Consider the following 19,977-nt stretch of genomic DNA (forward strand, 5'->3'; position numbering starts at 1 on the left):
CTGTTCGAGCCAGCCGAATGCAGAAACTTCTTCAAGGCTGCCGGATATGAGGCCAATTAATAGCGACACGCTTTAGCTTGTCCGGTCGTTCCGCGACCGGGCTGCACTCTCAATTGAAGACCGCCTGATAGACGATGCCTTCCTTGTCCCTGGCGACAGGGACAAGGAATATTTCCAGATTGCCCAGTGTCCCATTCTTCAACCTGTAGAGCTTTTGCGGCAGCACCACCTGCGAGCCGCTTCGGAACATCAGGGAAAACGGCGATCGTCGCATTCCGGGAAATCCGCTTTCCGGCAGCGGTCGCGCCTCCGACAGCGTCAGGGGCAGCGAACTCTCCCCCATGTCGATGTCGAACGCGCTGCCAACGCATCCCGCGAAATGCTCCAGCGTCACAAGTCCCATAAGCCCTCCACTTTCCCGCACCTTGCGCCGCTCAGGCAACCGTCCCCTGGTCTGGTCATGGACGGCACGCCGATCGGGTCGATTGATACCGTGTTTTGGCATGGCATGAAAGTTCTTGCGAGCCATTCCTCTTCAGCAAGACTTGGGCTTTCGCTCCAATCACTGGCGGCTGACTGCACGCAAAAGCAACATCGGTCGAACGTCTTCACAACTCGCAAACATTGGCCAGGCTTGAGCCGCCGATGCTGGCATCATACCGGGCGCAGCGTCATCGATCGAGCGCGGACCGGTCCGTCACTCCGGAAGGCCGGCCTTGCGGAAGCCATCGACGAAATGTTCGAGCGTGGCAGTGTCGCGGAATGGCTCGGTCTCGACCCAGTGGCGGGTTGTGAAATGCGGGTTGGCGATGAGGAACATTGCGACCTCGGCGCGCGCCTCGTCGAGCCGGCCGAGCTGGGCAAGGCTCGCCGCCAGGAAGCGGCGCGAGCTTGTGCGATAGGTCTCGTCCCGGCGCAGCGTCTCGACGGCGGCCTCGTAGTCGCGCGCCGCATATTGCGCCTGGCCGAGCGTCAGATAGTACCAGCTTGCCGGATACGGGTTCAGGCGGAACGCTTTGCGGATCTGCTCGAGGCCCTCCTCCACCTGCCCGGCCAGGGTCGTGATGTCGGACAATGTCGCCCAGGCGTCGGCGTCGTTCGGGTCGAGTTCGAACGCCTTGGCAAATTCCGCGTCCGCCTCATCGAATCTGCGCTCATAGGCAAGCAGGTTGGCAAGCACCCAGTGACAGCCGGCATCATTGGGATCGATGGCCACGGCCTTGCGCGCCAGGTCCAGGGCAAGGCCGCGGGCAGGTTCGATAGGATCGCCCCAATGCACCCATCCCATCCAGTGGTTCATCGCAAGCCAGCGATAGGCCTCGGCATAGTCCGGATCGAGCGCAACTGCGCGCGTCAGCATCAGATGCGCTTCGCGCGCCGTCTCCGGCGAGACGTCGATCAGCTTGCGGGCCCGCACACACAGATCATAGGCCTCGAGATTTCCCGGTCGGTTGCGCGGCAGCGGCGCGCGCAGCCGGCCAAGCAGGGCCTCGACGATCTTGGCCGTCACCTCGTCCTGGACGGCAAAGATATCTTCCAGGCCGCGATCGAAGCGGTCCGCCCACAGATGCTCGCCGCTCAGTGCGTCGACCAGTTGCGCGTTGATGCGCACGCGCCCGGCGGCACGTCTGGCGCTGCCCTCCAGGAGATAGCGCACGCCAAGTTCCCTGGCGATCTCGCGCACATCCACCGCCTTGCCCTTGTAGGCAAAGGTCGAGTTGCGCGCGATGACGAACAGGCCGCCGATCCTCGACAGGTCGGTGATCAGGTCTTCGGTCAACCCGTCGGCGAAGGCTTCCTGCTCGGGGTCGTTGCTGAAATTGGCGAAAGGCAGCACGGCGATCGACGGCTTGGCGGGCAGCGGCAAAGCCTGTCGCTTCGCATCGCCGAGCTGTTCGATGGCGCCGGTAAAGCGATAGCCGACGCGCGGAACCGTCGATATCCATTCCCCGCCGTTCGCGGCCGGACCCAGCAGCTTGCGCAATTGTGCGATCTGGACGGTGAGGTTGCCTTCCTCGACGGCCGTGCCTGGCCATGCCGCGTCCATCAACTCGGCCTTGGCCAGTATCTCGCCGGGCCGTGCGACGAGCGCCGCCAGCAGTTGCAGTCCGCGATGACCGGCGGCGACGGGGACATCGTCCCGAAGGAGCGTTCCCGCACCCGGATCAAGCACGAACGGACCAAAGGCAAAGCGCGCTCCTTGCATAACGCGCATCTATAGAGCAATTCCAGGAAAAGTGTGAGGCGGTTTTCCCTGGGGAAAGCGCGTAGCGCTTCCCTGAGGAATTGCGTCAAAACAAAGAGTTAGAGCACCTCGCCTTTTCCGTGAAACGGCGAGGTGCTCTAGCCCGTTTGGAAGTTTTGAGAACTATTTGGGAAGGCTTAATTACGGCGCCGTCCGCATGTTGCAGAATTCAGCCTCTTTCAAACCGAGGGCTCTTGCCCCCTCAAACCGAATGGAGGTTGCCATGAACGATACCCTTGCTTCTGCTTCGGCAGCCTGGCCGGAGAAATCCGCGGCGTCATCGCGCCGGAGCCTGACGAGCCCGCGCGGCATGATTACGGCCTGGCGTGAGCGGATACGCTTTCGCTGGGACCTGAAGCAGATGGCGGAGACCAATCCGCATCTGATCGACGATATCGGCCTGACCAGACGCCAGGTCGAGGCAGAGATCGTCAAACGCTTCTGGCAAGTGTGAGCCGGATGATACCGGATCGCCCGTTTGTGCGTGCCGCGGCCCTTCGCCGCCATTTGCACTTGCCGGAATATGCTGATCCTGCTTCGAAGGCTGCATGAGCGCCGAAGACGCGACGTCACCGGGCGAGAACCGCATCCTGTGGGCCGCGATGGCCGGCATTATCGCGACCGTCACGGTGTTTGCCGTCGCACAGGGGCTGACCTATCCGCTGCTCAGCTTCATCCTCGAACGGCAGGGGACGACACCGGGCCTGATAGGCCTCTCGGCGGCAATGACGCCGCTGGGTTTCATCGTATCGTCGCTCTTCACGCCGGCGCTGGTTCGGCGCGTGGGGGCGGCGCGCTTCGCGGTCCTGTGTTCAATCCTGGCAGCGACTGCCCTGATCGCGATTGCCGGGACGCAGGACGTCTGGGCCTGGATGCCGCTGCGCTTCCTGCTCGGCTTCTTTGCCAACCCGCTCTACGTGATCAGCGAAACCTGGCTGGTCTCGATCACGCCCGCCGCGCGCCGGGGCCGCATCATGGGCCTTTACTCCTCCATTGTTTCGGCCGGCTTCGGCCTCGGCCCAATGTCGCTCGGCCTTGTGGGCACGCAAGGGTGGCCGCCCTTCATCATCGGCAGCGCGGCCTTCCTGGTCTGCGGCCTGATCGTGCTTGCCGTCGCGGCGCGCCTGCCCGAAATGCCGCATGACGGCAAGGCGGTGTCGGTCGGCGGCTTCTTCGCCCTGGCGCCGCTGTTGTTGTTTGCCGTTTTCACCGCAGCTGCCTTCGAGCAGGTTCTGCTGTCCCTGTTCGCGGTCTATGGCGCCGCACTCGGCAGCGCCGAACAGCGCATCGCTTCGCTCATCACCTGTTTCATCGCCGGCAATGCGGTGCTGCAGATCGTGCTCGGGCGCGCGGCCGAGCGGTTTGGCTCGAAGCGGATGCTGCTGTTCTGTGTCGTGGTGTCGCTGGCCGGCTGCCTGCTGTTGCCGCTGCTCTTCAACAATTGGCTGATCTGGCCGCTCTTCTTCATCTGGGGCGGAGTCTCGTTCGGGATCTACACGCTGTCGCTGATCCAGCTCGGCGAGCGTTTCACCGGTCAGGCCTTGATCGCCGGCAATGCCGCCTTCGCTTTCGTATGGGGCATAGGCGGCATCGTCGGCTCGCCCGTAGCAGGGCTGGCAATGCAGCTGACCGGACATCAGGGACTGCCATCGTCGCTCGGCCTGCTGTGCTGTGTGCTGGTGGTATTTCTGACGGCCCAGAGGCGGCGGCGGGTTTGAGCGAGCTCAGGCGTAAGGCGTACCTGCCATTGCGGCTGTCAGGCCGACGCTGCCCTTGTCGACGAGAGCGAGAAAGGCCGCGCTCGCCTGACGGCTGTCCTGTGTTTCTCGAACGTCCGAGGCGCCTGGATATAGGCCACGCTCCACGTCGCGAGCAGCAGGGCCGCCGCCAGACGGGCATCGGGATCGGCGGGATCCAGCCCCGCGCCTTCGGACAGCGCCACCATCAGGACGTCTGCAAGCTCATCACGGATCGCTCTCGCCCGCGCCTTGAGCGTCTCGCTGCCCTCAACCGTCCTGATCAAGCCCATTCGACGACGGGGCTGCGTTCGGCAACCAGGCGATGCGCGAACAGCCGTAGCGCCTCGATTGGAGCAATCTCGGGATCGCACTGCCGCAAGGGTTCGCGCAGCGGAGCCATCTGACTCTCGGTTCTGATCGCTTACACGATCGCGATCCCGCTGGTTCTTCTCGGCACCCGGAGCGCTCGCTCTGCGCAGCCCGCGATTGCGTAGGTTTCGCCCTGCGCTATCGCGCGGCGTCGAACCCGCCTCTAGGCTTGTGCGGCAGCATCAAAACAGTGTCGATGCGCAGCGAGACCCTCCTTAAGTAAAGCCGCTCACACACCAGACCTTACAAATATGGTATGCTCGCCCGGATGTAACAGGGAGAGATATCGATGAAGAAAGCTTTCCTGACTGCTGTCATTGTCGAGATGACATTTCTAGGCGCGGCGATGACGGCGTCATTGGCAGATGATCTTCCCGCCTTGAACTCGAAGTGGCGCGAACAGCAACGCGGGACCTGCCTGGAGATTACTCGAATTTCGGATGCACTTCCCGGACCGGCAGGCTGCGCTCAGGTTGCCGGTCGGATGAACGACGATCTGATGATCGGTTATGCCTGCAAAAGCGGATCGGAGATCAGCTTCTTCTCCGGGCTGCAAACCGACAATTCCATAAAGCCCGATATTTTCATTGGCCGGTACAGCGCGGAAGCCATTGTCGCCCAATACTGCACCAGGATTAGCAACGACTGGCCTCCGGAATATGATTGCAAAAATGAAATGACGTTCAAAAGCGTGGGCAGTTGCACACCCTGAAATGCATCGGCCGGATGAAAGACTGAAGCTTCATCCGCCGTGCAAAGTCATTGCCTGAGCGGCGGCGCGGGCGAAAGCGTCCGATCAGGATCGGCTGAATGAAAAAAGCTCGGCATCGGCATCTTCGACACCGCCGATCGCCGAGGCGACGATCTCCGAAGCGATCTGCGAGAAGGTGATGCCGTTGCCGCCATAACCCATCACGGCATGGATGCGTGGGTGCCGGGGCAGGGCGCCGATATACGGCATGCCGGTGCTGGCCGTTCCGAATGAGCCGGTCCAGGCGAATTCGGGCCGCACGTCGAGCCGCGGCAGCAAGCGATGCAGCTTCTTCGCCAGACGTTTCGTCTTGTCGGCGATCAACGCATCGCGACGTGCCTCGTCGGTGAATTCCTCGTCCTCACCGCCGCAGATGACGCGGCCATCTTCCGTCGCGCGCAGGTACAGATACGGCTCCGACGCCTCCCAGATCAGCGCCGCGCCCGGCCAGATATTTTTCGGTTGCGGCACTGTCGCAATCGCCCAGGTCGAGACGACGCTGTGCGCGGTCTTCGGAATGATGTCGGTCAGCTCGTAGCCGGTGGCCAGCACCAGATGCCGCGCGGTGATCGTCGGGCCACCGCTGGTGGCGACTACGACCTGATCGCTTCTGTCCTCGATCGCCGTCGCCTGCACCGGCGCATAGAAACGCGCCTTGCGCTGCAGAGATTTCAGCAGCAGCCCAGCGGTCAGTTTGCGCGGGTCGAGCGCGAGATTGCCGTGGCTAAGAATGGCGCCGGCGCGGTCGATACCAAACTCGTCGGCGAGGGCCTTGCGGGTCAGGTAGCTTGCGCCGATGCCGACCTGCCGGCGCGCCTGTGCCTCATCGCGCAGTGCAGAGGGGTCGAGCACATCGCCGGCCAGATACAGCGAGGACGCCGGTGTCAGGCGACAGTCGATGCCGAGTTCGGCGATCCGTCCGCTAAGGTTGGACACCGCCAGGCGCGACCGCCGCCATGCCTGTCCGGCATCGGCCTTGCCGACCATTGCCGAAAGTTTCGTCAGCGGCTGGTCGAGTTCGAACTCCACCAGGGCCGTCGTCGCCGCGGTCGATCCCAGCAGCGGACCGCGACGGTCGATACAGATCACCGAATGACCGGAGGCGGTCAGCGTTTCGGCGGCCATGGCGCCGCTGATCCCCATGCCGACGATCAGCACGTCGGTCTTGACATCGCGTGTCAGTTTTTCCGTCGGCACCGACGGCGCTCGATAGGCAAACCAGACCGGCCGGCCGCTGCGCAGGTCGAGTTTGCGTGCCACCAATGTCTCCAGAAGCCGGCAATGTCTTTAGCTGCCAACCAATGTCTTCAAACGAAAAATCGGCCGCCGGAGCTGCGAGCTTCGGCGGCCGCTGACAGCGGCGCTATATGCGCCCGAGAAGAACCAGAATGATGACGATGAGCAGCACCAGCCCGAGGCCGCCGCCGCCATAGTAACCTGTGCCGTAAAACGGTCCGCCACCGAGGCCGCTGAAGCCGCCGAGCAACGCGATGATCAGGATGATAATAAGAATGGTACCCAGGCCCATATGCCGTCTCCTTGCGCTGCCGCGCCATTCACGCCGCGCGGCTCGAAGACAGAAACTCGCGGCGAGCCTTCCTGTTCCAATGCCTTTGCAACCTTTGCGCGCCAAGGGCAAGCGCAGCGGCGTGATTGCGGTCTCTGTTTGACGGCTAAGAAAAGCAGGAACCCTGCCTCTGGCCCCGGAGGGACTCGGCGTTTGATAGAATCGCTGACCCGCTCTGAGCTCCTTCCCGTGAGTTTCCGTTGGGCTCAACAGGCCACTTTCACGTCGCCTTGCCGGCCGGCGCTCCTGTTTCTTCCTCCGACATATCGTCGAATGAGGCGTAGTTCATGTTGTAAAGCCGCGCGTAGAGGCCTTTCGCCGCCATCAGCTGGTCGTGATTGCCGCTTTCTACGATCTCGCCGTTTTGCAAAACGATGATGCGGTCGGCGCCGCGGATGGTGGCGAGCCGGTGGGCGATCACCAGCCCGGTGCGGCCTTCCAGCAGCGTGAGCAGCGCCTTCTGGATCAGCATCTCGGTGTAGGAATCGATGCTCGCCGTGGCCTCGTCCAGCACCAGAATCTTGGCATCCGCTACCAGCGCGCGCGCAAAACTGATCAGCTGGCGCTGGCCGAGCGAAAGATTGCCGCCGCGCTGCTCCAGCTCGGTGTCGTAGCCGTCGGGCAGATGCTCGATGAACTCATGCGCACCGACCGCTTGTGCGGCGCGCACCACCTCTTCGCGGCTGGCACCGGTCTTGTGGTAGCGGATGTTTTCCAGCACCGTGCCTGAAAACAGGAACGGCTCCTGCAGCACCATGGCCACCTGGTCGCCGAGCGAATCCTGCGTCACGTCGCGGACATCGTGGCCGCCGACCCGCACCTCACCCGACCACACATCGTAGAAGCGGTGCACCAGCGCCATGCAGCTGGACTTGCCCGAACCGGTCGGACCGACCAGCGCGACCGTCTCGCCCGGGTTGACGCGGAAGGAGAGATTTTTCAGCACAGGCTGGTTCTGTCGGTAGCCGAAAGTGACGTTCCGGAATTCGACCGAACCGTCCATGTGACGCGTCAGCGTAAGGGCGTCTTGCTTGTCGCTGACATCGACCGGCACGTCGAGGACCTCGGAGATGCGCTGGCCCGACGCCATGGCGCGCTGCATGACCGAGTACTGCATGGTCAGCGAGCGGATAGGGTCGAAGAAGCGCTGGATGTAGAACAGGAACGCCACCATGACGCCAATGTCGAGGCTGTGCGACAGCACCATCGAACCGCCGACGACAATGACGGTGGCCATGGCGATACCGGTCAGCGTGTCGACGATCGGCACCATCACTTGCGCATATTTGGCCGAGGTCAGATGCGTCTTTAGATTGGCCAGCACCTTCTCGTCATAGAGGTCGAAATTGACATGCTGGCGTTCCAGGCTCTGCACCGTGCGCACGCCATGGATGCCTTCGGCGAGCGCGCCGTTGGCGATCGAATTGGTCTCGTGCGCGGCCATGAAGGCGACCTTGGCGCGGGGCAGCCAGAACAGCCGCACGATGAACAGCGCCGGCATGGTCGACAGCGTCAGCAGCCCGAGCCGGAAGTCGAGCCAAAGCAGAACGGTGACGATCCCGAACAGCAGCACGATGTCGCCCACCGACATCACCGACGTCTCGAGAAACTCCTGCATCGAATTGACGTCGCCTTGCAGGCGCGACATCAGCCGGCCCACCTCGGTCTTGTCCATGAAGCTCAGCGAGACCCTCTGCAAATGGCTGAACATGGCGCGGCGCAGATCCGACAGCACATTCTCGGCCACCTTGCCGACGACGCTTTCCTGGACATAGCTGGCGGCGTAGTTGATCAGGATGATCAGTGCGAAAGCGCCGATCGCCCAGGTCATCACGGAGCGGTCGGCCTTGCCTGCGGCCATGCCATGGTCGATGGCGTAACGGATGACCAGAGGGATCGCCAGCTGCGTCAGCGTGAACACCAGCACCGCGGCAACCGAGATGAAGATCCGGCCCTGATACGGTTTTACGAAGCTCCAGATGCGACGCACGATGCGCGGATCGTAGGCCTTGCCGAAAACCTCTTCCTCGTCGCGATGCGAGCCGACCACGGCCTTGGTCGGCCGCCGGCTGGTGTCTTCCTTCTCGTCATCATTCTGTGTCGACATCATGCGGCTCCCACGGCCACCGGCAAATCGTCGTCCGGCCGCAGCTGCAGGTCGTAGAGCGCGCGGTAGCGTCCGCCCAGCGCCAGCAATTCCTGGTGCGTGCCGCGCTCGGCGATGCGGCCGTTCTCGACGAACAGGATCTGGTCGGCATGCATCAGCGAACTCAGCCGGTGCGAGATGATCAGCGTTACGCGGTCCTTGGCGAAGCGCTTCATAGCGGTGCGGATGCGCTGCTCGGTGCCGGCGTCGACGGCCGCGGTGGAATCGTCGAAGACCAGCACCGAAGGTCTGAGCATCAGGGTGCGGGCGATGGTTAGCCGCTGCCGCTGGCCGCCGGAAAGCGAGGCGCCGCGCTCGCCGACCACCGTGGTGTAGCCGGCCGGAAGCCCGATAATGTAATTGTTCAGTTGGGCATATTCGGCGGCCTGCCCGATGCGGGTCTCGCGCGCCCAAGGATTGCCATAGGCGATGTTGTTCTCGATCGAGGTGGTGAACAGGAACGCGTCCTGCTGAACGACGCCGACCGCCTTGCGCAGCGATTGCAGCGTCACCTCGCGGATGTCCTGCCCGTCAATGGTGATCGCGCCCGACGTCACGTCATAGAAACGCGGGATCAGATGCGCGATGGTCGACTTGCCGCTGCCTGGCGGGCCGACGATGCCGACCGTCTCGCCGGACCTGGCCTCGAAGGAGATGCCCGACAGCGCCGGCCGGCCGCCTGTGCCCGCATAGCGGAAGCCGACATTGTCGAAGCGCAGCACGCCGTCGGTGACGACGAGGTCCTTGGCGCCAGGCGCATCCTGGATGTCGAGTTCGGCGTCGAGCAGTTCGAACAGCCTGGTGCCGCAGGTCGAGGCGCGGGCAAACGAGTTGACCATCAGGCCGAGCTGGCGCACCGGCATCTGCAGGATGGTCATGAAGGTGAGGAACTGGGCCAGCGTGCCGACGCTGATCTCGCCGGCGATCACCTTCTGGCCGCCGAACCACAACACCAGCCCCATGGCCGCCAGGAAGGAGAAATTCATGGCGCTGGTGTTGGAGACGCGAATGTCGACGCGCTGATCGGCGAGTTCCAGCGCCGACTTTTTGGCGCGGTCGAACTTTTCCAGCTCATGCCGCTGCGCCGCGAAGGCACGCACGACGCGGATGCCGCCAAGGTTCTCGTCCATCACCCGGCTCAGCACCGACAGCCGCTCCTGCAGCGTCAGCCAGGTGCTGCGCAGCCTGAGCTGCGTGACCGAGGACCGCCAAGCGACGAACGGCACGAAACTCAGGCTGAGCAGGCCGAGCTCGAGGTCGGTGCTGATCAAAAGGTACGAGCCGACACCGATCAGCACGCCGAGCAGCACCACGCGCAATATGCCGGTGGAAAAGAACATGCGCACGCCGTCGAGGTCGAGCAGGCCGAGCGTGATCAGGTCGCCGGTATGCACCCTGTCATGGAAGTTGAAGCTCAGGCGCTGGATCTTCTCGTAGAAAGCCAGGCGCAACTCATAGCCGGTGCGGTGGCCGACAGCCTCGCCGTAATAGTTCTGCGCCATGGTGAAGAGGCCGCGCAGGATACTGACGACCAGCAAGGTGAACGCCGTCGTCCAAAGCGCCTGTTCCGCCGCCGCCCCTCCGCTCGCGGCCATCACGCCTTGCGCTTGGTCGATGGCGCGTCCGAGCAGGCGCGGGATGAACAGCTGCAGCGTTGCGGCGATGAAGGTCGAGACGATGGTGATCGCCACCTGCCACGGATGGCGCAGCATCATGCGCGCGATGCGCAGCAGCGTGCTGAGGCCCTTGCCCCAGGAGGCCTCCGCCACATGGGCAAACGATTTGCCGCGCTTCGCCGCGCCGCTGGTTGCATCCGTATTCAAGGAAAAATATCCAGCCCGATCCGGACATTAGCCCGGACGAATGAAAGCAGACTCAGTTTCAGATGCTGGGATGGTACGCCTCCATTTTGGCCGTTCAAGGGCCAATGATGGCATCGCACTGTGCCTGTAGGGTGGCGCATGACCATATGAGCTGACGCTAAGATTGCAGCTTTGGCTTATGGCGCATTACGAGGCATTGTTCCGCCCGATCAGCCCGGTTCCGCACGATCAGCCCGCCATCCAGCCGCCATCCACCATCAGATTGATGCCGGTGACGTAGCTCGCCATGTCACTGGCGAGGAACAGCGCGGCTCCCGCGACATCGTTCGGGGTGCCGAGCCGCGGCCAGGGCGTGCGGCTGTGTGAATAGGCGAGCGCGTCGGGATCATTGGCGACACCCGGCTTGCCGGTGATGATCTTGCCCGGCGCAATCGCATTGCAGACGATCAGGTCACCGGCATGGTCGACGGCGATCTGCCGCGTCATCTGCACGATCGCGCCCTTGCTCACCGAATAGGGAAAATCGCCCGGGCAGGCGACCATGCCGTGCTGCGAGGAAATGTTGATGATGCGGCCGCGCACCTCGTTGACGGGTGCTTGGCTGAGCATCTGCATGACCGCGCGCTTCGAGCAGTGAAAGAAGCCGGTCAAATTGACGCCGATCACGCGGTTCCATTGCTCAGGCGTGGTCTCGACCAGATTGGTGCTGGTGTAGATGGCGGCATTGTTGACCATCACGTCGAGCCGGCCGAAACGCGCGGCCGTCTTGCCGACCAGCGCATCGACCGCGTCCCACTCCGAAATGTCGGTCGCGACATGCATCGCCGTCCCGCCAGTCGACTGGATCAGATCGACGGTGCTCTGGCCGCCTTCGATCGGCAATTCGGCGGTATCGGCAATGACGACGGCAGCGCCTTCGGCTGCGAATTTCAGCGCGATAGCGCGGCCGATGCCGGAGCTTCCTCCGGTGACGATCGCAACCTTGTCCTCGAGCAGGGGCATTTTTTCTCCTTAATGTTCCCGGCGCACGACTTTGCCTTGCCCCGCACTAATCAGCACCTGATCGCGCACGATCTGTCGCCCGCGCAGAAAGACATTGGTCAGCCGCGCCTTGACGCTCCAGCCGTCGAACGGCGTATAGGCTGCGCGGGAAACCTGTTCGGCGTCCGAGATGGAACTGGACAGGCGCGGGTCGACGATCAGCAGGTCGGCGTCGTAGCCGGTGGCGATGCGTCCCTTGCGCCGGCCGAGCCCGAAACGTTCGGCCGGATTGCGCGCGCACATCCGCACCACATCGGCATGAGTGATCAGTCCCTCGTCGACGAGTTTCAGCATCACCTGAAGCAGCGTCTGCAGCCCTGGCATCCCCCCGGGTATATCGGCGAAGGCGGCGTAGGCAGCGGCTTTCTCGGCCGGTGCATGCGGCGCGTGGTCGGTGGCGACGATGTCGATCAGCCCACCCTTCAGCGCAGCGCGCAAGGCTTCGACATCCTGTCGCGACCGTAGCGGTGGCGAACCCTTCAGCCTGGCGCCTTGCGTCTCGTAATCGTCGGCGATGAAGAACAGGTTCTGCGGCGTGGTCTCGACACTGGCATCTGCCCTGTCGCGCAACCGGCTCCACGCTTCGACGCCGGGTTCCGAATTGATCTGCCGGACATGGATACGCGCGCCGGTCGCGGCGGCGGCAAGCACGGCGCGCGCAACGCCGCCGGCTTCCGCCAGCGGTGGCCGGCTGTCGAGAAAGGCCGCGATGGTCCCCGTCTTGTTGCGCTCATTGGCGCCGGTCAGCATCGATTGATCGCCCGGCGAAATGCCGATCAGCGTATCGGCGTGGCGGAAATGTCTGAGTGCCTCGGCAACCATGTCGAAATTGCGAAACAGGAAGGCTTCCGGCACATCGGAGGTGAACAATTCGAACGACACCGGTGCGAGCGCGAGCAGGCCGGCAATGCGCGACAGATCGCGGCTGACCACGGCCTGGAAGCCGACATCGACATGGAGACGGCCTGTCGCCGTCGCCATCTTGTCGGCGAGCTGTTCGGCGCTGGCCGTCCAAGGCTCGTCGGTCGGCATGTCAAGCACCGTCGTGACGCCACCAAGTGCCGCCGCGTGGGTGCCCGAGGAAAAATCCTCCTTGTGCGTGAGGCCAGGCTCGCGCAGATGCGCATGCGCGTCGACCAGGCCGGGCAGGAGCAGGCAGCCCGAGGCATTCACTACCGTCGCGGCTTCAGCCGTTCCGCCGGGTGTGATCAGCGCCGCGATGCGGCCGCCGGTAATGCCGACATCGCGCCGTTCCTGCCTCTCGGCGTTGACGACGGTCGCACCCCTGATCAGCGTCTCGAACATACTCAGCCGTGCTGCTCGAAGCCGGCATGGTTCTCCAGCCAGAAGCGGGCGATGTCCTCGCGCCGCATAAAGGTGGCGGCCGGCTTCTGCTTCACATGCTCGATCACCTCGCGCAGCCCCGAGGCACGGTTGGGCTGGCCCATCCAGCGCGCATGAATGCCGATCGTCAGCATGCGGCCGCCGGTCTCGTCAGCCTCGTCGAGCATATAGTCGATGGCCGAGCGGCAATCCTGCGCGAAGTCGCGCGGATTGCTGTAGCCCGGCGCGACGAGATAGCGGCTGTCGTTGAGGGTCTTGGAATAGGGCACGACCAGGATCTCCGTGCCCTGATGGTCGAGGAAATAGGGCAGGTCGTCATTGCAAGGGTCGGAGTGGTAGAGGAAGCCGCCTTCGCGCACCAGCAGATCGCGCGTGTTGACGCTCGGCAGAGAGCGGCAGTTCCAGCCCTGCGGACGCCTGCCCATCAGCCTCTCGTAGAGCGCAATCGCCTCGTGCAGGTGGTGCTCTTCCTCGCTGCGCTCCATCGTCGTGTAGTCGATCCAGCGCAGCCCATGGCCGAGCAGATCGTGCCCGCGCGCATTTATCCATTCGGCCACCGCCGGGTTGCGCTCCAGCGCGACCGCGCAAGCGGAGACAGTGATCGGAATGTCGTAGCGGTCGAACAGCCGCGCCAGCCGCCAGACACCGGCCCGGCTGCCATATTCGAAATGCGTCTCGGTGCCGAGGTCGCGCACCGGCGGACTGGACGTGAGATTATACTCGCCCCAATTGTCGTTGCGGCCGTCCTCGAGCCAGGAGTATTCTGAGCCCTCTTCGTAGTTGAGCACCAGATTGATGGCGAGCTTGACGCCGCCCGGCCAGGTCATGAAGGGCGGGTTCGGACCGTAGCCGACGAAGTCGCGCGGCTGCTGAAAATCGGTCGGCATCGGCTCTGCTCCTCAGCTTTCGTTGGCGGCGATCCAGTCGATGTAATCGTGGAACGCTTGTCTCGCCGGCGTCGGTCGCCAGTTGGTATCGCGCTCGATGCGGGCAAGATCGTATTCGCCCCACATGCCCGTCTTCAGCGCCGCGTTCATGGTGATATTCGCCGTCTCGTGCGGGCTGACTTCGGCCTTGAGGCTGGGGATGCGCTCCTTGGCCCAGCCGATGAAATCACCAACCGTTTGCGTACCGCCGCTGCCTATATTGTAGTGGCGGTAGCGCAAGGTTTCGGCATCGAGCAGCGCCATGACAGCCTTGGCGACGTCCTTCGACAGCACATAATCGCCGAGCGGCTCGAGACTGTTCGGCCGGATCGTCTCGTTGCTGAGCGCCATATGGGCGATGCGGTTCGGCAAATGGCGGACATTGCGGCTGCCGGTGACGCGGTCCATTGGACCGTAGACCGAGGACAGCCTGACCGAGATGGCCGACAGGCCGAACAGATCGGCATAGCGGTTGGTGACCATTTCGGCGGCGAATTTCGAGATGCCGTAAAGCGTCAGCGGTGCGACATAGCCGTCCTCGGGTAACGGCTCGCCGGCCCAGTCCGGGCCGTTATGGCGATAGACCGAGCCGGAGCTGACATAGACGAAACGCTTGATGCCGGGGCGGCTGCGCGCCCATTCGAGCATCCGTACCGTGCCCATCAGGTTGACGTTGACGATGACAGCCGGATCGTTGGCTTCGGGCGGTTGGCTTGGGTTGCTCGGGCGCGAATTCGGCGTGACCGTCGCGCCATGGACGATTGCCGTAATACCATGCGCGTCGAGCGCCGCCGCCCACTGCTTGGGATCCAGTATGTCGGCGGTGAGCACGGTAAGGCGGTCGCGCACCGGCGCGAAGAATTTTTCCCCGATCGCATCAAGCCCCGACCGGTCCAGGATAACGGCGCGCGCGTGCGGGTCGCGATCCAGCCATTCACGCGCAACCACGCTCATGACAAAGCCGGTGCCGCCGGTGACGAGAAGCGTCATGGGATCTCCTTTGAAATCGACCTGAAGGATTCAGCGCGTCGCATAGCCGCCATCCACGAGCATGTCCGAACCGGTGACGAAGGACGCATCCGGCGACAAAAGGAAAGCGGCTGCCGCCGCGATCTCCTCCGGCTCGGCGATCCGGCCGAGCAGATGGGCGGGGCCGAGTGCCGCATTGGCCGCGTCGAAATCCTTGAAGCGGCGCAGCAGCCGCGTCGTCGCCACCGCGCCTGGCGACAGGCTGTTGACGCGCACCTTGTCGGGCGCGTGGTCGATCGCCATCGCCTTGGCGAGATGGATGAGCCCGGCCTTGGCTGCGCAATAGGCGACAGCCTTGGTGGTAGCGACGCGGCCGAACTGCGAGCCGATGAACACCACCGATCCGCCGCCGCTTGCCGCTATCAGTGGCACCGCGAACTTGCTCATCAGGAAGGCGCCGGTCAGGCCGACATCGAGTTCGCGCCGCCACGCGCTCTCGTCGAGGTCGACCACAGTGGCGCTGGTCGAAGGGGCGGCGGCGTTGTGCACCAGCCCATCCAGCCGACCGAACTTTTGTCGCGCGAAATCGACGGCGGCCCGGGCGGAACCGCTATCCGTCACATCGCATTGGCAGGCCGCAGCCGACGAGCCGAGCGTGTCGGCAAGTTGCGTTGTCGGCTCGAGGTCGTAGTCGGCGCAGACTACCTTTGCACCCTCGGCAATGCACCGCCTGGCGATCGCCGCGCCGATCCCGCTCGCGGCACCCGCGATCAGGATGACGCTGTCTTGCAGGCGGTTCATGGCGGTCGTCATCACACCCGGTCCTCGACGGCTTGCAGAGCCGGCCCTGAGACCGGCCGGCGCAGGAGATTGTAGCAGGCGGCAAGCGTCACCAGAACCGCGCCGCCGCCAAGCAGCAGGAACATCGCCGGCGCACCCATATGCGCCATCAAGCCGGCGGACACGCCTGGCGTCGCGACATTGCCAATCGAGTAAAGCAAAAGCAGCGTACCGGAGGCGCCGACCATGTGCCGGCTGTGCAGTTGCGAGGCGCCGAACGCCATCGCCACCGGATAGATGGTCAGCGCCGTGGCGCCGTAGAGGAAGAACAGCACGAACAGCAGCGGCTGGGAAAAATTGCCAAGCCATGCGATTGCCGCGCAAAGCGTCACCGACAGCAGGCCTTGCGCCAGCAGGATCAGCCGCCGCTCGAACCGGTCCGACAGCCAGCCGACGGGCGTCTGCGCCAGCATGCCGGCAATGCTGATGGTGGTGACGAGGCCCACCGTCGTTCCCGCCGACAGCCCGATCTGGGCGCCGTAGATCGGAGTCAGCACGAAGATGTTCATATTGGTGATGCCGCCCTGGAAGATGGCGACGACCGTCACCGGCGCCAGCCGGAACAGCGCCAGCGGGCCGAGGCGTTTGACCGGTCCACTCGCATGGTCCGGCTCGGCGGGAGAGGCAGGCAGGGCCGGCCAGCGTCCGCCGACGAATTTGGACACCAGCGCCAGCAGCACCGTTGCCGCCGCGACCGGAAACAGATGCGGCGACTGCGGCCCGACCAGCGCGACGAGGAGTTGTCCGAGCAGCACAGCGATCGCCGTCGTCAGCATGTAGAGCGAGAACATCGCGCCGCGATTGTGCTGCTCGGCGTAGAGATTGATCCAGCTTTCGCAGACGACGAACAGCGACGCCATCGATATGCCGCCCAGCAGGCGAAAGCAGATCCAGCTCGGCACGAAATCGGTGAAGACGAAGCCTGCCGCAGCCAGCAGCGCCAGCACCAGGATCACCACGAAGGTGCGCTCATGGCCGTAATGGGCGACCGCCGGGCGCGTGACCAGGCAGCCGACGAAAAAGCCGACGGGATAGGCGGTGAGCACGATCTGGACGACATCGGAGGAAATGCCTGGCTTGCCGAGATGCAGCGACACGGCGGTGGTCAGCATGGCGCTGCCGATACAGGCCAGACAAATGCCGGCCATGATCGGCATCAGAGCGCGCGAGCGCTCCGCGTTTTGCCACAGCCGCATCGCGGATTGGGCGATCGACCTCATGGCTGCTCCCCTGGCGGCGCCGTCGACGACGCCACCCTGAGCGAGAGGCTACACGGGGCAGCAATTGCTGCAAACGAAGATAGATACGGCTATGGCTTCGATTTTTTTGGCCATGCCGGAGACGGAAAGCGGCATCTTGGGCCCCGGCGGGCTTTACAGCGGTTTTGTGCCGTCCATACCATAGGCAACTGCCGCTATCGAAGCTTGTCAGGAGGAACTGCATGACGATCGAACGTCTTGAAAACGGCCAACGCTTCTGCCGGGTGCTGCGCTACAACGGCACCGTCTATGTCGCGGGCCTGACGGCGGACGACCTTTCCGGCGACACCACCTCGCAGACCAAGCAGATCCTCGCCAAGATCGATGCGCTTCTGGCCAAGGCCGGCAGCGACAAGTCGAAACTGCTCAGCGCCCAGATCTGGCTGCGCGACATTGCCGACTTCGAGATGATGAATACGGCCTGGGACGCCTGGATCGACCGCAGCGCCATGCCGGTGCGCGCCACGGTGGAGGCGCGTCTTGCCGGCGACCAGTACCGTGTCGAGATCATGGTGACGGCAGCGGTCGGCTGAGGCCGATTGGGGTGGGCAAACCGGATGCATGAGCTGGTCATCACAGGCGGACGCGTTGCGCTCGACGACGGTTGGGCTGAGTGCGATATCGGCGTTGACGACGGTCGCATCGCGGCCATTGGCAACGGCCTCTCCGGCGAGACTGTGATCGACGCCAACAAGCGCTGGGTCATGCCCGGCGGCATCGATGCCCATTGCCATCTCGACCAGCCGGTCTGGGGCGGCGCAGGCAATGCCGACGATTTCGAGTCCGGCACCATATCGGCGGCCTTTGGCGGCACCACCTGCATCGTCCCGTTCGGCATGCCGGGTCCTGATATGTCGACGATCGGCGCGGTCGACCGCGCGCTCGATCGCGCTTCGGGCCGTGCGTTGATCGACTACGGGCTGCATGCCGTGGTGACCATGGGCACCGGCGCCGATGTCGAGCAGCAGCTCTCCGAACTTGCCGGCCGCGGCATCGCCTCGGTCAAGCTGTTCATGACCTATCAAGGCTTTGCCGTCGACGACGACCTGTTCTTCAAGGTGCTCGACACCGCTCACAATCTCGGCTGGATCGTCATGGTTCATGCCGAGAACGACGCTGCGATCCGGCGCACGCGCCAGCGGCTGATCGACCTCGGCCGCACCGACATCCGCTACCACGTCGTCGCCCACAGCGAGACCATGGAGCGCGAGGCGACGCATCGCGCGCTCGCCTTCGCCGAGATGACCGGCGCGCGCATGACCATCGTCCACGTCTCCTCCTGGCAGTCGGCGGAAGAGGTCACGCGGGCGCGCCTGCGCGGTGTGGACGCGATCGCCGAGACCTGCCCGCAATATCTCTTCATCGGTGGCGCCGATCTCGACCGCCCGGCGCTCGATGCGGCGCGTTTCGTCTTTTCGCCGCCGCCGCGTTCGCCGCGCAGCCACGAGCATCTGTGGCAGTCGCTGACCGACGGCGGTATCGACCTCTGGTCCTCCGACCATTCGCCCTATTTCTTCGCCGATAAGGTCGGCAGGTCGCAGACACCCGGCTTTACCACCACGCTGAGCGGCATTCCCGGCATCGAGACCCGCCTGCCGTTGTTGTTCTCCGAAGGGCTGCTGACCGGCCGGTTGACGCTCAAGCGCTATCTCGACCTCACCTCGCGCAATGCGGCTGCGATTTATGGTCTGGCCGATCGCAAAGGCAGCATAGCGGTCGGCCTCGATGCCGACCTGGCGCTGTGGGATCCCGAAGCGACCTGGACACTCGGCCACGCCGCGCTGCATTCGCGCGTCGACTTCACGCCTTACGAGGGCAGGAGCGTGACAGGCAAGCCGACCACCGTTCTGGTGCGCGGCGTGCCGGTGATCGCCGACGGCGTGCTCAAGGCACAACCGGGTTTCGGACAATTCGTCGAGCGCACCGCCGCCGATCCGGCCCGTGCGGGAAAACCAGTCGAGGAGACGACGCCATGGCTCGATGCCTGACCATAGCGGTCGCCCAGACCGGGCCGATCCAGCGCAGCGCAACGCGCGCCGAAACGGTCGGTCGCCTCATCCATCTGCTGGAACAATCGGCCGCAGCCGGCGCCGAGATTGCGGTGTTCCCGGAGATGGCGCTGACCACCTTCTTCCCGCGCTGGCGCATCGACGATCGGGCCGAGATCGACGCCTTCTTCGAAAGCGCAATGCCCGGTCCGGAGACGCAGCGTCTCTACGATGTGGCAGCCCGCCTGAAGATCGGCTTCGCATTGGGCTATTGTGAACTCGCTAGGGAAGACGGCCGCACGCGCCATTTCAACACCATGGATTTGGTCGGCCCGGACGGACGCTTCATCGGCCGCTATCGCAAGATGCATGTGCCGGGTTCGGCCGAACCGGAAGAAGGCATCACCACGCATCTGGAGCGGCGCTATTTCGAGCCGGGCAATCTCGGCTTTCCCGTCTTCGACTATGGCGGCGTGCGTGTCGGCATGGCGATCTGCAACGACCGCCGCTGGCCGGAAACCTATCGCATGCTCTGCCTCAACGGCGCCGAGGTGGCGCTGCTCGGCTACAACACGCCGCTGCTACTCGATGAAGCGCCCGCGCTGGCGCATCTGAGAATGTTCCACAACCATCTGCCGATGCAGGCCGGCGCCTATCAGAACACGCTGTGGGTGGCCGCCGCCGCCAAGGCGGGCCTTGAAGACGGCCAGGCGCTGATCGGCGGCTCCTGCATCATCGCGCCGACCGGCGAGATCGCCACCCAGACGATTTCGCTCGGCGATGAGGTCATCGTCCATCGCGCCGACCTCGATCTCATCGCCACCTGCCGCAAGGTGAATTTCGACTTCGCGCTCTACCGCCGCCCGGATCAATATCGCTTGATCAGCGAGCCCGTCGGTTCGCATGTCTGATTTGGGCCGCGTTCCATCCGCCGCGTGCGTCGCGGCGCCGCTCCCGCTATCGCTCGACG

The 19,977-nt window shown here is 64.1% G+C and carries 19 protein-coding genes; 6 read left to right on the top strand and 13 right to left on the bottom strand.

Going from position 1 to position 19,977, the window contains the following annotated elements; genetic code table 11:
• Window positions 1-109 precede the first annotated feature (109 nt).
• Together FJV77_RS22225 and FJV77_RS22230 are read right to left on the bottom strand one after the other, a co-directional pair.
• Window positions 110-403, bottom strand: a complete 294-nt coding sequence (locus FJV77_RS22225; RefSeq protein WP_142868762.1) for a hypothetical protein — start codon at window positions 401-403, stop codon at window positions 110-112.
• 294 nt (window positions 404-697) lie between these two features.
• A complete protein-coding gene (locus FJV77_RS22230; protein WP_246691340.1) occupies window positions 698-2,215 on the bottom strand; it encodes a winged helix-turn-helix domain-containing tetratricopeptide repeat protein in 1,518 nt (505 codons plus the stop codon).
• A 253-nt stretch (window positions 2,216-2,468) separates the two neighbouring features.
• Here FJV77_RS22230 and FJV77_RS22235 point away from each other — a divergent pair, with 253 nt between their 5' ends.
• Together FJV77_RS22235 and FJV77_RS22240 are read left to right on the top strand one after the other, a co-directional pair.
• Window positions 2,469-2,699, top strand: coding sequence for a DUF1127 domain-containing protein (locus tag FJV77_RS22235; RefSeq protein WP_142868763.1), 231 nt, complete (start codon window positions 2,469-2,471; stop codon window positions 2,697-2,699).
• Window positions 2,700-2,793: 94 nt separating this feature from the next.
• The gene (locus tag FJV77_RS22240; RefSeq protein ID WP_142868764.1) at window positions 2,794-3,963 is read left to right on the top strand and encodes an MFS transporter; all 1,170 of its coding nucleotides are present in this window, start codon (window positions 2,794-2,796) and stop codon (window positions 3,961-3,963) included.
• 38 nt (window positions 3,964-4,001) lie between these two features.
• Here the strand turns inward: FJV77_RS22240 and FJV77_RS22245 are convergent, their stop codons facing one another.
• On the bottom strand, window positions 4,002-4,268 hold the full coding sequence (locus tag FJV77_RS22245; RefSeq protein WP_348643830.1) for a hypothetical protein: 267 nt from the start codon (window positions 4,266-4,268) through the stop codon (window positions 4,002-4,004).
• 374 nt (window positions 4,269-4,642) lie between these two features.
• Here FJV77_RS22245 and FJV77_RS22250 point away from each other — a divergent pair, with 374 nt between their 5' ends.
• The gene (locus FJV77_RS22250) at window positions 4,643-5,065 is read left to right on the top strand and encodes a hypothetical protein (RefSeq protein ID WP_142868765.1); all 423 of its coding nucleotides are present in this window, start codon (window positions 4,643-4,645) and stop codon (window positions 5,063-5,065) included.
• Between the two features lie 84 nt (window positions 5,066-5,149).
• Here FJV77_RS22250 and FJV77_RS22255 read toward each other — a convergent pair whose 3' ends face one another.
• From FJV77_RS22255 to FJV77_RS22300, 10 genes are all read right to left on the bottom strand, one after another.
• A complete protein-coding gene (locus FJV77_RS22255; protein ID WP_142868766.1) occupies window positions 5,150-6,364 on the bottom strand; it encodes an FAD-binding oxidoreductase in 1,215 nt (404 codons plus the stop codon).
• Window positions 6,365-6,467: 103 nt separating this feature from the next.
• Window positions 6,468-6,632 carry a DUF3309 family protein gene (locus FJV77_RS22260; RefSeq protein WP_142868767.1) on the bottom strand — a complete coding sequence of 55 codons (165 nt, stop codon included), beginning with the start codon at window positions 6,630-6,632 and terminating at the stop codon, window positions 6,468-6,470.
• Between the two features lie 259 nt (window positions 6,633-6,891).
• Complete coding sequence (locus FJV77_RS22265) at window positions 6,892-8,778, bottom strand: ABC transporter ATP-binding protein (RefSeq protein WP_142868768.1); 1,887 nt, start codon at window positions 8,776-8,778, stop codon at window positions 6,892-6,894.
• Window positions 8,778-10,640, bottom strand: a complete 1,863-nt coding sequence (locus tag FJV77_RS22270; protein ID WP_142868769.1) for an ABC transporter ATP-binding protein — start codon at window positions 10,638-10,640, stop codon at window positions 8,778-8,780. Before FJV77_RS22270 ends, FJV77_RS22265 begins: the two co-directional genes overlap by 1 nt.
• Window positions 10,641-10,868: 228 nt before the next feature.
• A complete protein-coding gene (locus tag FJV77_RS22275) occupies window positions 10,869-11,642 on the bottom strand; it encodes a glucose 1-dehydrogenase (RefSeq protein ID WP_142868770.1) in 774 nt (257 codons plus the stop codon).
• A 9-nt stretch (window positions 11,643-11,651) separates the two neighbouring features.
• Window positions 11,652-12,986 (bottom strand): dihydroorotase family protein, encoded by a 1,335-nt coding sequence (locus FJV77_RS22280; RefSeq protein ID WP_142868771.1) that lies wholly within the window; start codon window positions 12,984-12,986, stop codon window positions 11,652-11,654.
• Window positions 12,987-12,988: 2 nt separating this feature from the next.
• Window positions 12,989-13,912, bottom strand: coding sequence for an allantoinase PuuE (locus tag FJV77_RS22285; RefSeq protein WP_142868772.1), 924 nt, complete (start codon window positions 13,910-13,912; stop codon window positions 12,989-12,991).
• Window positions 13,913-13,924: 12 nt separating this feature from the next.
• Window positions 13,925-14,941, bottom strand: coding sequence for an NAD(P)-dependent oxidoreductase (locus FJV77_RS22290; RefSeq protein WP_142868773.1), 1,017 nt, complete (start codon window positions 14,939-14,941; stop codon window positions 13,925-13,927).
• A 30-nt stretch (window positions 14,942-14,971) separates the two neighbouring features.
• A complete protein-coding gene (locus FJV77_RS22295) occupies window positions 14,972-15,733 on the bottom strand; it encodes an SDR family oxidoreductase (protein ID WP_142868774.1) in 762 nt (253 codons plus the stop codon).
• Window positions 15,733-16,980 carry an MFS transporter gene (locus FJV77_RS22300; protein WP_142868775.1) on the bottom strand — a complete coding sequence of 416 codons (1,248 nt, stop codon included), beginning with the start codon at window positions 16,978-16,980 and terminating at the stop codon, window positions 15,733-15,735. Before FJV77_RS22300 ends, FJV77_RS22295 begins: the two co-directional genes overlap by 1 nt.
• A gap of 221 nt (window positions 16,981-17,201) precedes the next feature.
• Between FJV77_RS22300 and FJV77_RS22305 the strand changes: the two genes are divergently transcribed.
• The 3 genes from FJV77_RS22305 to FJV77_RS22315 are packed head-to-tail and all read left to right on the top strand — an operon-like array spanning window position 17,202 to window position 19,918.
• Complete coding sequence (locus FJV77_RS22305; protein ID WP_041007422.1) at window positions 17,202-17,552, top strand: RidA family protein; 351 nt, start codon at window positions 17,202-17,204, stop codon at window positions 17,550-17,552.
• 24 nt (window positions 17,553-17,576) lie between these two features.
• Window positions 17,577-19,007 carry a dihydropyrimidinase gene (gene hydA / locus FJV77_RS22310; protein ID WP_142868776.1) on the top strand — a complete coding sequence of 477 codons (1,431 nt, stop codon included), beginning with the start codon at window positions 17,577-17,579 and terminating at the stop codon, window positions 19,005-19,007.
• Entirely contained in the window at window positions 18,992-19,918 is a 927-nt protein-coding gene (locus tag FJV77_RS22315; protein ID WP_142868777.1) for a nitrilase-related carbon-nitrogen hydrolase, read from the top strand. Before hydA ends, FJV77_RS22315 begins: the two co-directional genes overlap by 16 nt.
• Window positions 19,919-19,977: the final 59 nt, after the last annotated feature.

The organism is Mesorhizobium sp. WSM4306 (assembly GCF_007003975.1).
Classification (GTDB): Bacteria; Pseudomonadota; Alphaproteobacteria; order Rhizobiales; family Rhizobiaceae; genus Mesorhizobium.